The organism is Proteus sp. FME41 (genome assembly GCF_014897315.1).
In the GTDB taxonomy this organism is placed as follows: Bacteria; Pseudomonadota; Gammaproteobacteria; order Enterobacterales; family Enterobacteriaceae; genus Proteus.
In genome coordinates this window covers 201,448-214,325 of the sequence record NZ_JABUYL010000004.1, presented here as the reverse complement: position 1 = coordinate 214,325, position 12,878 = coordinate 201,448, and the positions used below count along the sequence as shown (strand labels likewise).

The 12,878-nt window shown below is 39.8% G+C and carries 9 protein-coding genes; 1 reads left to right on the top strand and 8 read right to left on the bottom strand.

Annotated elements, in window-relative coordinates:
- Positions 1 to 5: 5 nt before the first annotated feature.
- A complete protein-coding gene (locus INT04_RS05995; protein ID WP_193015249.1) occupies positions 6 to 1,514 on the bottom strand; it encodes a glycerophosphodiester phosphodiesterase family protein in 1,509 nt (502 codons plus the stop codon).
- A gap of 173 nt (positions 1,515 to 1,687) precedes the next feature.
- Between INT04_RS05995 and INT04_RS05990 the strand changes: the two genes are divergently transcribed.
- Positions 1,688 to 1,939, top strand: coding sequence for a hypothetical protein (locus INT04_RS05990; RefSeq protein WP_193015248.1), 252 nt, complete (start codon positions 1,688 to 1,690; stop codon positions 1,937 to 1,939).
- 24 nt (positions 1,940 to 1,963) lie between these two features.
- Here the strand turns inward: INT04_RS05990 and INT04_RS05985 are convergent, their stop codons facing one another.
- From INT04_RS05985 to INT04_RS05955, 7 genes are read right to left on the bottom strand one after another with little or no spacing between them, the layout of a single operon-like run.
- The gene (locus INT04_RS05985) at positions 1,964 to 2,263 is read right to left on the bottom strand and encodes a hypothetical protein (protein WP_193015247.1); all 300 of its coding nucleotides are present in this window, start codon (positions 2,261 to 2,263) and stop codon (positions 1,964 to 1,966) included.
- 10 nt (positions 2,264 to 2,273) lie between these two features.
- Positions 2,274 to 5,657 carry a hypothetical protein gene (locus tag INT04_RS05980; protein WP_193015246.1) on the bottom strand — a complete coding sequence of 1,128 codons (3,384 nt, stop codon included), beginning with the start codon at positions 5,655 to 5,657 and terminating at the stop codon, positions 2,274 to 2,276.
- Complete coding sequence (locus INT04_RS05975; protein WP_193015245.1) at positions 5,657 to 8,740, bottom strand: hypothetical protein; 3,084 nt, start codon at positions 8,738 to 8,740, stop codon at positions 5,657 to 5,659. Before INT04_RS05975 ends, INT04_RS05980 begins: the two co-directional genes overlap by 1 nt.
- Positions 8,741 to 8,742: 2 nt before the next feature.
- A complete protein-coding gene (locus INT04_RS05970; protein WP_193015244.1) occupies positions 8,743 to 9,291 on the bottom strand; it encodes a hypothetical protein in 549 nt (182 codons plus the stop codon).
- Complete coding sequence (locus tag INT04_RS05965) at positions 9,291 to 9,761, bottom strand: hypothetical protein (protein ID WP_226893988.1); 471 nt, start codon at positions 9,759 to 9,761, stop codon at positions 9,291 to 9,293. Before INT04_RS05965 ends, INT04_RS05970 begins: the two co-directional genes overlap by 1 nt.
- A gap of 1 nt (position 9,762) precedes the next feature.
- Positions 9,763 to 12,225, bottom strand: coding sequence for a hypothetical protein (locus tag INT04_RS05960; RefSeq protein WP_193015242.1), 2,463 nt, complete (start codon positions 12,223 to 12,225; stop codon positions 9,763 to 9,765).
- Positions 12,225 to 12,830, bottom strand: coding sequence for a hypothetical protein (locus INT04_RS05955; protein ID WP_161772410.1), 606 nt, complete (start codon positions 12,828 to 12,830; stop codon positions 12,225 to 12,227). The genes INT04_RS05960 and INT04_RS05955 overlap by 1 nt, the downstream gene beginning before the upstream one ends.
- Positions 12,831 to 12,878: the final 48 nt, after the last annotated feature.

Here is a 12,878-nt window from a genome sequence, read left to right as displayed (position 1 = left end):
CTCAATTATTTATTTAGAATATCAGCGAAATCTTTGTCTAAAGTTAGATGTCGAATGCCGTAGGATAGGACTTCATTTAATTGCTCCATCGTATAAATAGTCCATACACCTATGGTTAATCCATTTGCTTCCCATTGTCTTAGTTTTTCTATCCCTACTTTAGGTAAGGCAGCTCTTGCTATATCGACAACCCCACCACCCCAAGAAATCAGCTCATTTATATTTTCATCCATATAAGGCTCATATGATGCAATAACATAACCATATGATGAAGTTGAATTTATATTATGTAGATATTGGAGTACTGGAAAATCAAAACAAATGAATGTTGTTGTGGGCGCTAATCCATATGTTGAAATAATTGTATTGTACTGGGAACAATCATCTATAGTTCTATAGCCCTTAATTTCAGCTAACAGTTTCTTTCCTGTTCTTGCAGCAACCCTGCAAACAGCACTAAGAGACGGAATAGATAGCATATCTGCATAACGAGTGTTTTGAGCACGTTTGTAGCGATACGTTCTGATTTGTTGAATAGTGTTGTCTTTTATTGCTCCTTTACCTGTCGTTTGAATTGATAGATCGTCATCATGAAAACAAACAGCTACCCCATCTGATGTTGTCTGCATATCAATTTCTATCGCATCAGCTCTACACTGACTAAACGCGAGTAATGTCTGTTCAAAATAAGTTTCAGAATACCCTCGATGGGCGTTAATGATTAGCTGTCTATCTCTAATAGGTATTTGACTTCTAATGCTTTTATTCGATTCCCATATCAAGTTATTTGAATTATCTAGACATTCTTGAACGGTATCACCAGTGTTAGTTTTTACTAAACTAGCACCTGTAGGCTTAGCCAGCTCAATTAATACATCAGAAGCAGAACCACTCTCAGGCAAAACAGTGATTGGCTGACCATTATCATCAAACGCTAAAATTTTATTGGCGCGTTGTTCAGTGTTTGGTAACGCATTAATAGGTTTATCTTTGACTCGCAACGTCTTGCTATCAATATCCTTAATACTGTTATCAACATAGTCTTTATTTACTGCATCAGTACCTAACTTTGGCGGTGCCAAATTAGCAATACGATTGCCTTTAGCATCATAATAGTTCGATAGATAGGTAGGTTTTCGTAGGCTTAAAGAGAAAGTGCCCAATGATTTTTGAATTAACATCGTTAGATAATCAAAGGCATCTTCATGTACTTCTGCAAAGAATTTCCCTTGATTACGTAAGTCAGTTTCTTGTACAACGGGTAAATCACGTTCTAATAATATCTTCCAGCCTCTAGCTAAAGGTTTATTTAAAACCACCTTACCGCCATGATAGGAACCTGCACCGACAATAGTGTAATCAGTACCATTCTTTAATGTTGTTTCATTGCCGTCACTGTCAGCAACCACCACGATCAAATGTTTGCTTTCAAAGATACGGAAGCGGAAATCAAAATCCGTTGTTACGCCATTACCTACATACTCTTCATGGCTTAGTTCAGTAGATACCGTCATTGCTCATCTCCTCTGGTGTTGATGAGGATATGATACGTTTAACTACAAAATATATCCATATTTGCAATAATGGTTATCAAATAGAAAATTAAATTAACCATTTAGATGAACATTTTAATGCATTTACATTATTATAGTTTGCGTAATTATTTTCATTAGTGAGGACTTTAGCCATGGAAAAGAAGTATGAATACCCTGCACCAGCTAACTATCCAGATGTAGTGAATACCGATAAAGGGATTGAAAAGTTAATTACAAAATCAAACCTTGAAGCGCTTTTAACAAAGATGGAAGAAGATGGTCATGATGTATCAGCTCCACTTGTAGAGCTTATCGCAATGAGAAATTTTATAGTTCAGAAGATGAGAGGCAATAAAAATATAATACCGTTGGTGGAATGTATTTTAGCTGAATTAAAGAAATGAGAACAATGCACCGCTTAAGCGGTGCTATTTATATATTTCGTTAATAAAATCACTTTTTGATTCTTTATATTTCTTACCAAAAAGACTTTTACAAGCATCATCCATTACCAACTCTGCTTTTTTGAGCTTGTCTTTACAGTGAAAAAAGTACAAACATAAGCCTATTGTCACAAAAACAAATAATATGGTTCCGCCACGTGGGAAGATAAAGCTCATAAACAGACCAAAAATACAGGCAATAAGAATATATTTTGCTGTATTATAATTAAGCATTGCATCATCATAATCTTTCTGTATTTTTAATAATTTATCTTTATTCCACATGGCGTTTTCTCTACTTCATCTGCTCCTCAACCTGATTCAATAATGGTGACAAATAAAACAAGTTTTGGAAAGGTAATAGTTTGCGTACAGATCGCACTTCTCTATCATCAAACTCACCATTTAATACACCTGATGTGATGTTTTTAATATCACCGCCAAGGTCAAATGTAGGACCTAATAAGGCCCCAATCCCATTACGGCTTTGATAACGTGATGCTGGTGGCCCACCAAACATGGCACTCATACCATAAGTACCACCGCTAAGGTTTTCCAATACGTTGTTAGGCTCACCTAACCAGCCCATCATTCCTGACCAGTCTAAACCCTCTTTCACTAAGTTAGCCGGTTCGGTATTAATATCACGCCCTGCCATTTTAGCTTTAAGGACATAGACTAGGGATCCAAGTGCTACTTGAAGTAATGCCCCATAGTAAAATGATGCATCACCCGATTGTATGCCTGAGACCAGCGCTCTATTGTGAGTAGCAAAGAAGAAGGTTTTAAACTGCATAACTATCTTACCTAGTTCGCTACTCATCATTAATGGTGTATCACCAATACCCGGTGTGATAACAGTAGTTCTTACATCTTTTAATACTGCAGCCTGAAATGTTTCTCTCACAACACGATCATCCCATAAGTGGCTATGCCCTGTTAACATGCCATCTAAGTCTTCACCGTGTCGCTTAAACTGATCTGCTATACGCTTTAGCATTGATTCATCAATACCAATATGAGCCAGTTTCTTTATTTCTCGTTTACTTAACGAACCACCAGCATCTAAAGTGTTTGCTGCTCTCAGTACCTTAGATTGAGTAATAACACCAGACCACATTTTCATAGTATCGGTGTATTGGTTCATCAATGTAAGGTTGCCAAATTTCTGTGATGACCATTGTAAACCACGTTCTAAATAGCTACGTCTGCTATATGGATCGTTAAGGTCAGCAATCACCTTAGAACGACTGGATAATACATATTCAAGACCAATACCCATTTCACGTAAATCAGTTTTAGCAATACGCATAGCACCGATATCAGTTAGCATCTTACCCAATGGTTTTAACGCACTACGTAAGCCGTGTTGCATAATCGGACGAGCCATATCAGGTAACGATGATATTGTCATGCCACCTAATAAACGTAAGAAGTTAACGTGACGAGCCACACGACCAGCACGAACAAAGAAACTAGATGGATCTTTAGGTGCGCCATAAGTTCCTAATAGACGGTCACGCATAGCACGAATATCACGTAAATCAGCTTCTCTTCGTGCTTCTAATCGACTACGTTCTTTAGGTGTGGTTGCATCAGCAATAAGCTGGTTGTATTCCTCTGTAATCGCTTTGATTTGATTATCCATATCAACACGACCAAATTTAGCCGTGAGTTCAATTTCAGGCGCAACTTGGCGAATATAGTTTTCCATCACATAGTTAACATCTGATTCAAGATAGTCTTTAATGCGTTCATCAGGAATGTTAAGCGTTCTATCTTTTGTAAAACCAGCACGTTTAACTAACCCATCAGGGATTAGCTCACTGGGTACAATGCCAGATGGTGCACCGATAATTTTATTAACAATATCATCTGCTGCCGCATCTAATTCTTCACGCTCTAAAGGTGTCATGCGATTTAATGCGGATTGTCTAATTCTGTCATGGCGAGTTAATGAATTTGCAGTTCGTGTTAAACGACGATGTTCATTTCTAAACTTGCGAGGGTTATCAAGAATATCTACGCTACGTTGTAACGCAGGCAATTTATTCTCAGCATCATTAATACGCTGTAATTTTCTTTGTAATGTTGCCTGTCTTCTTGTTTGTGTTTTATTTAGCTTAGTAAGGTTAGAAAGTGAATTTAGCTCAACTTCTACCGCGTTCTTTTCATTAATGATTTTTTGATATTTATTAATATCATCCATCAACAAAGATTTTTTACCTGACCAACTCTCAGCCTCTTTAATCTCAAGCCCTAAACGTTCAGCTTGTGGTGAAGCGTTACGTGCTTTATCAATACCAATTTCAGCACGATCAAGGCTACCTTTGGCTTTATTTATCGAGGTTTGATTAATCTCTTCTAACCAGTCAGCAATGATTTTCTTAAATTCAGTACGATCATTTAAAATTTTGTCGAATTTATAAATACGAGGGAAATAGCTTTGTGCAGTTGTCACCTTTACACCTTCACGTAAGATCCCTAATTCAACCATTCTATCTTTGGTTGCTTCGACAATAGGTCTAATAGAACGTGCCGCCTCTGCAATTTGTGGTATCGCATGAGTATCACCATTGCGCATAGCATCACCAACAGCTTCACTAAATTGGTAATAGCTCATATCACGGCCACCAGATTGACGATACTGTTTAAAGTGATCTTTCGTCGATTCTACTTGCTTATAAACAAGTGTTTCATAACCTCTCACTTTTGTTTCAACAGCGGTAAATGTCGCAATACCTTCTTCATTTTTAGCAAAGGTAAAGTTATTTTCTGTAAGTTGTTGGTTAATTTGGCGCGCTGTTTTAGAGGGTGATTGAGCAACACGGCCAACAGGGCTAACCATCATTGTTCTATTAACAAAAGATGGTCCTTTTAAGGTTTCTTGTTCTAATGTGGTGTTAGGGACTTCCATTGCACCAACACTAGAATTATCAGGAATATTATTTGGAATATTTTGTTGTCCTGATTGTTGTTCTCCAATTAAATCATTTCTTACTTTTGTTACCAATTCACCACGGTTTTTTACTAATTGCGCAGCTGAACCTAAGGTTCCACCAATCATGGCATCCAGTGTAACGTTAATTGCACTTTCAGTTAATGTTCGTGTTTCTTGGGTACTATGTAATGCCATTTCAGAAGCTACGCCACCAGCGGTATTTGCTAGCGCAAACTTACCTGCTGTTGCACCAACACTACCGCCTTTTACTATTGCACCACCAGGTATCATCATTGCGGCAACATTAATTGGATCAATAACCCCCATTGCTATACTACTCACAATACCGGCACCGCCTGAATCCATTAATTGCTGTCTGTCGTTCTTCTCACGATCAATACGTTGTTTTATTGCGGCGGTTTCTTGAGGAGAGTTTGAATGAATAAAGGCATCGGCATAGTCTTCATAGCCTGAAAGCGTTAATTCATCTTCAAATGGGTTATAGCCATCTACATCTTCAAATTGATTAAAAGGTGCAGTAGCAATCAAGCTACCCACTGAGTTATCGATACGAAACGCCGCATCACGTAATTCTTTAGTTTGCCGTCTATCATCAAGCGGATTAATAGGGTCATACCAAGATGGTGAAACATTATCACCGTAAGTAGGTTCAGTTTGCTGAACAGCATTAATATCCGCAGATAAAATATCATCAGGTTGTTGTTCGTAAATAGGCATCAGTTTTTATCCCAAGAAAAATAATTATTGAATTTATTTACTCGCTCATTGTGAGCTTCTTTATATTGCTCACGGACACTTTGACGACGTTCATCAAATTCTGAGCGCGATTTATCCAATGCTTCTTCTCGTTCCCTTTTATCCTGAGCTTCCTTAACGCTTTGCTGGCGTTTTTCCATTACCTCTTTATACATTGGTGATGATGACTGTTTTGGTTTAAAGCGAATAGGTAAGCCGTTATCTCCCGTGTATGGACGATAAATAGGGATATCATCACTACCGGTTTGTTTTATCATTATGCCGTAGCTGTAATCTCTTGCTGTCACTGCATCAGAGACAATAACGATTTCAGTGCCAGAAGAAGCGCCACCAAATGACATAGACATTAATTGCTTTTTCTCTTCTTCCCATTGTCCAGTGATCCAGTTGCCAGCACCTGATTCATTAATACCGTATACGGCTTCTGGTGCATAACGCATAACTTCTTCACTGCCATTAATATTAGATACCGCCCACGTTCTTTTAATTTGAGCGTTGGTCATTTTCTTGGCGAGTTCTGCGTCACCGCCTGTTTCAGCAAAGTTAGCGTCATACAGTGTTTGATAGTCACGTAAGTAAGCGCCATTTTGAGTACCCGGCTTACTAACGCTTGGTGAAGAAAATGGTTTATACCAAGGGTAAAAATCATTGATATTAGATTGCGCTGCTTTATCTCTATCCTTGATATATCCTTTATCCCTGATTTGAGAAGCGATCATTTGCTTAGTGCGTTCATCTTGTTCAAATGTCGTCTTAAATGCAGTTTCTACCGCTTTATCATCAGGCATACCCGCACGATTTAAACTATATACTTTTGAATAATACGCCATTGTGCTTGATGGAATATCCGTAGCTGATGCCGGATTATTATCAAATATCTGCCCATACATTTTCGCGATAGGAAGAACAACTTCAGGATCTTTAGACGTTGCCCCCATATTCAATACAGACTTAACTTGTGATGGGATAATCCCTGTTCTTGCTGTAAGTTCAGCAACGGCATTTAAGCTATTATCATCACGTAAATTAAAGCTCTGCTGAATATGTTGTTCAAAGTAATCATCTGCTGCCTGCTGATTATTCTTATCATTAGGATCAAGCGGAAAGTTATTTTGAATGGAAAGCTGTAATCGGTTAGCTGCAAACTGTTTATCTTGTTCCTTGATATTACCTTCAACGAACTTACCAAATTTCTCCCAACGTTGAATTTTGCTTTCGTAGTTTGCTTCACCCGTTTGTGGCCTGATTTGAGATAACAAAGCTTGCTGTGCTTGTGGCGACATCTCTTTAGCTGCTGACATAAAACCAGCATAACGTTTAGCTTCTTGCATATCAGCAGACATAGCCGAGCCTTTGTCATAGCCAAACGCAGAGATTAATTCATCATGAGTAGGCGCATCAGGTGCATCAAGTCCTCTTTCCCATGCTGCGTAAGAGTCAGCGACACGAGTACCAAATTGTTGCTGTAACTCACCTTGCTTTTGCTTACGTAGCTGTTCTGCTTGTCGTAAATATTTTGCTTGGTCAGCTTCATCTAATGCATCGAAAGCGGCAGATCCAGTTAATAGTTTTGGTGCTTCTGATGTCGCTTGTAATTCAACAAAACCAAGTGCTGATTGTATTCCCGTTGCTATCTGCTCATCAGTGTAATTAACACGATTACGGCCATTTTCTTTATACATTATCGCTGTCGATAAATGCGTTAAGGTATCAAGATTCGTTAAATCTAATGGCTGATTAGGTTCAACACCAAGGTAATCAGATACATACTCAATGTATGCCTGAGTATCATTATTATCTTCTGGTGGCGCCCAACGATTAATGATCTGCTCTGGTGTAACAAACCCTTGTCGAGCATAAGAAAGTAGATTTTTACCTAATGCTCTAATGCCGTGCTCAGGTGTGGCAAACTTAGCAAATGCACCATCATCACCGGTTTGCCCTACCCATTTATTACTAGATATACGAATATTACCGGGGTTATTGTTTCTAACACCTCTTGTATCACCATTACTAGGTGTATACATATTCTCTTGCTGTTTATGCAGATTATCAGCGTAAGCAGTAGCATCTTCAGGGTTATCAAAAACCCCTAAGTGCTTACCTGTTTGCTCATATAACGCAATGGCTTCATCATCAGATAACAGCTTACCATCGTCACTTACGGTAGGTATTAGCACTTCGCCATCATCGGTACCAATAGAAATCGTTCTTACTGTACTAATTGAGCCGTCTTCGTTTTTAACTGTTGGCCTATTGAGTAAATTAATATTACCCTGTTGGGTCATTCCTTTAACTTTACCAACAGTACCACCATAGAACGCATTATTTCTGGTAGCACCACCAAGGCTTGAAGGTTCTCCATTTCGTTCCAAGAACCCCATATAATCAGCACCGAGTTGATTTTCAATCGCTTTACGAGCAGTTGCCACTTTGAATTCTTGTTTCTTGGCGAGGATCTGCTCTTCACCCCAACCGTGTGATAATCCAAACTCTTCTATTTGCTGAAACACTTGTTTATGTGCAGAGATATAAGCCTGATTATCACCGTACATTGATGCGGCAGACTCTGCATTTAATGTTAGCGTTGATTGAAACTGATCTTGTTCATAAGCTTTGATTTGCCCCATCTCATGACGATTCGCTTGTGATGCAAACTGAACACCCATTTCTTGCGCTTGTTGCATAAAGCTTTGTCGAACAATATCGTCAGGTAATGTTGATGATATTTCACCAGCATAATCACGAAATGACTGCTCATACTCAGACGCTTTACCAATCGCATTTTTACCTTGTTGAGAAAGTAATCCATTTTGTGGATCGGTCATCAGTTCGTTGGCTTTCTGTCGTAGCTGTAATGCGGCATCTTGCGCCAGTGCAACATTGGCTCTTTGTTTTGCTTCTGCAAATAAACCGACATATTGCTCACCAACACGACCAAAGCCAGCGCCAAAAGCATCAGGTGATGATTGAACAGAAAACCCATTATTTGGTAACTGTTCTGGCATAACCGTTCTATTATCGTATGTAGGTACCTTTGGCATAATTAAAATCCTTTTGGTGCTTTAGCAAATGTCTTACCCGCTTTCGCAGCACCTGAGCCACCACCACCGAATGGACTCCATGTACCACCAGCCAACTGATATGCGCCATAAGCTTGAATCGGTGCTGTTAATAACGTTGTCATTGTCCCCATATTGCCTGAGCGTCTTGCCATTTTTGCATTAAGGCGATCATTCTCAGCTTGCATACGATAGCCATACGCTTCACGAGAAGCGTTATTTACCATAGTTAACGCATCAAGCTCACCCATTGCGGCAGTATCACCCAAAATATCTAAAGCACCCGCAGTGCTTAAATCAATGCCACTGGCTGACATTGTTGCCGCCTGTGTGCCGGCTAATTGGCGAGTACGTCTACGCTGTTCTTGTGCCTGAGCGTTGCCTTTATTAATTGCATCAAGCGCAGCATCTTCATTAATTTTGGCGTTTTGATTGGCCACTGATGCTTGAAATTTACCATCGGTATATTGTCCGTATGCTTGCAATGCAGAAGTACCAATTACTGCTGCCGCTAATGTTGTTGGTTCACACATTATTTAGCCCTCAATGTAAAACGATGGAAAGGTAACTGAAGTAAACCTGCTGGCTTTGCTTCTTCAATCTGAAACCCCAACCAGTGGAGCCAAGCCTTAGCAATATGATTACGTTCATCGACATAATTCATCAGTGTTGGGTATTGCCCTAACATCTGTTTTAAGATGGGTTTACAGCGTCGTAGAAAGGTTTTCTGGTGTTGCTCTAATAAATCAGTTCCCACCAACCAAGGAACACCTAAACCAGTAAGTAATGAGCCAGAAGCAACACCAAAAATAGTCACCACCTCATCATTAATAATGCCGGTATAGGCTTTAGTAGAAACAGATAAGCCATGCCGTAATACCTGTTCAGGTGTTTGCATTGACATAGCGTAGAACTCATCAACATCAGCTTGTCTTACATGTGGCAATAAACGAACGATATGTTCATGAGTGGCAGGAATAATTTGTACATGATGTTTTTTCATATTAGAAACCACCAGCATCAATACGCGGAATAACAGAGAGCACCGCTAACGGTAAAGGATCAACCTGTCTAATAAAGACACGTCCGTTTTTGCTCCAATCTGCATCTAAATTAATTTCAACAATGCCTGTGGCATCATCAACAGGATTGTCGTAAAACTCGAATTGACGTTGAGGATACTCATATAGCCGTTCTTTTTCAGTACCGGCCCAAATACCCCGACTACTATTTACAATTAAGCTGGCAACCTTAATAAGCTTCTTCTTATCAAGTAATGTTTCTTGCCCATTGATATGGATATCAAGCGTTTCTAATTCGCTGGTAATAGGTAATCCGATATGTACTACGGCTGATGGCGTATCAATTTCCACTGCACCATTGGTGACAATAGCCTGTGGTGAAACATTAGCGTCAGAAAGAATATTAACTGTCTTACCTTCAAGATGATTTAAGCCAGCAAAGCGATAGCGGGCAATACTCCATTCAGTAGTGGGCGTATTTTGTAATGCTGGTGGAATGTTGCGATTAGCAGAAATAACCACTTGATTTGCAGATACATATTGAACAATCTTACAGCGAAGCTCTTTATGTTCATTATCTTCAAAATAAGGAATATTGACGGCACTACCAATATCAGAAGCACTAAAGACCGGATTGCCTGAAATCACTAATTGATAGTTTTCTTGATAGTTCCACTCACCCGCTCCACCAGTGATAGTTGCTGTTTTTACATCATCTGTGTTTCTACCGTCATAACTTAAGCCTGAATCCACAAAGAAAGCATCTTCTGTACGAGTAAATAAACGGCTAGCCAAGCGCTCTACATATCGAACCTGTTTGCCGTTTACTGTACGCTGGACAATAAAATAAGCTGAGTCTTCATTGCCTTCACTGATCGAACACGTTGACTCAAATTTCCCTTCTGTCGATTGTGGCGCCCATGCAAAAACTTGCTGTTCTCTTAAATAGGTTAAAGCCAGCATTAACCCATCGTCACGAATGCACCATGCAATAGAATATGGAACCGTAGTAAATGACCAATCAACAATGCGGTGACGTTGAAATAGGTGATTTGCCAACATAGTTAAGTCAGTGCCTTGATACCCATCGACATCAAAGGAATACGATAAATCACGCACAGCACTACCTTTCTCTTGTATATAAAGCGCAATGTTCGCAACAGAGATTGGCGGTAAATCACTTGAACCGTTAGCACCTTGTGATGACATTGAAAAACTGGAAGGTGTAAGCACTTTGTTCTGATCGCCTGTGATTTGATATTCACCACCAGAGGTCAATGCCACCAGCGAACCGACATCAATCAAATGGCGAATTTCATTAACTTGACGACCTGCATACGTGTAGATAATGCGATCATCATCTTGAATAGGATTGTTGCGCCCAAAGTCTTTATAGTCACCGCTACGACTGGCCCATATCGTTTGCGGGTAGGCACGAGAGCTAGCAAAGAATAAACGTTGTTGATAATAAACAACGGTGCTTGGATAACCATCGACATCATTCCACACTGCACGCGCCCATTTATGGCTTGCATTATCTTCACCAACGGCATTGGATGGAATATAAGAGATCACCTTTCCTGTGGCTGTTTTACCATCTTCACTTACAGTTTCAATTTTTACGATACCAAAACCACTATGCAGATATTCCCACTGGATCCCTGTATCACCACCCCAACCATCCCAGCTCATTCCTTCCGTGTGAGACGGCCTTAGTGTTCCTGTTTTACCGCCACTATTGGCACGATAGTAGTTACTGTCAGCACGACGTTGATCATTGAGGTTGGTTGTTTTATCTGTTTCCCAGACAGGAACCGCATCAATATCACGTTGCTCTAAATAGAACTGTTTACCTATTTGCTCGGTACCAAAAATATCATGCGTAGAGGTTAACGTAATTTGCCCCGTGCTTGCACTGGCATAAACTTTCATTGCCTTATCGGTATTGATATCTTCAAAGGGGCCGTTCTTGGTTTCAACGGAGACTAATTTCCAATCATCATGATCGTAACGCTGTAACTCCATTGGTGGATAATCAGTATGAACAATCGTCATAACATCGGCTGATTGCGTATACTTCAAATCAAATAAATCAGCTTCTTTATAAGGTGTCGCTAATTCAAACACTTCGCCTTTATGTTCACCATCAGCATAGAGAACCTGCCCACCATCTTTAAATACGCGAATATAACGATCACCAAACTCTAACGCATAGGTTTGTACGGTGCTGAATTGGAAAGGAATAAGGCGAGACTTCTTATTTTGATACTTTGTTTCAGCAATAAATCGTGTGCCTGGTCTATTCTCAACGCCACCATATTGACGAACAATAAAGTTATGGCACTTGCGCAGTGCAGTTGAATACTTCGCAAGATCAACACGACCATATAGGCTTGGTGCAATTTCACCGCCTGAAAAACTAGGTTGAATAAGACTAAATGGCATTATGACAACCTCGCTAGTGTGAATTCATCCATATAATCAGTTGGCTCTGCTGACTCACTTAATGAATGTGCGGCCGCGCTTTTAATTACACCTTGGTAAATTTGTAGTGCTTCACCACCAATACCCGCATTTGATGCCAATGGACGAGCCAATTCAGCCGCTAAACGCCATGCAAGGGCATCTTTAAATAACGCATCAAACATATTGACGTCAGTAATACGTGCAACATACTCAAGCCATGCACTAGGGTGATCAGTAAAAATTAATCGGCCAGTACCGTTTTCATCTGAACCAACATGAAAATGAATTGCTGTATCTGGCCTGCGGTACTTTTGATGAGGTTCGACAATACCAATGGCTTTTAGACAATCATTAGGATAGCGATAGGCATACGCCCAATTAGGTGGAGGATTATTTGTATTGGCTAATGCCACCTTTTTAGTCGCAAAGTTCCAAGGAAAATCGGCCAGCACACTATCACGGCATTGCGCATAATGAAGGTTGCATTGAACGGCTTCTTTGCTGGCTTCAGTCATGCTATTAATTGAACGACTATTACCAATGCGACTTAATGCAATATTGCAAATTTCAATTTCTGAGGCCATATCATTTATCTCCAATAAAAAAGGGGCTCTCGCCCCCTTTATCATCGG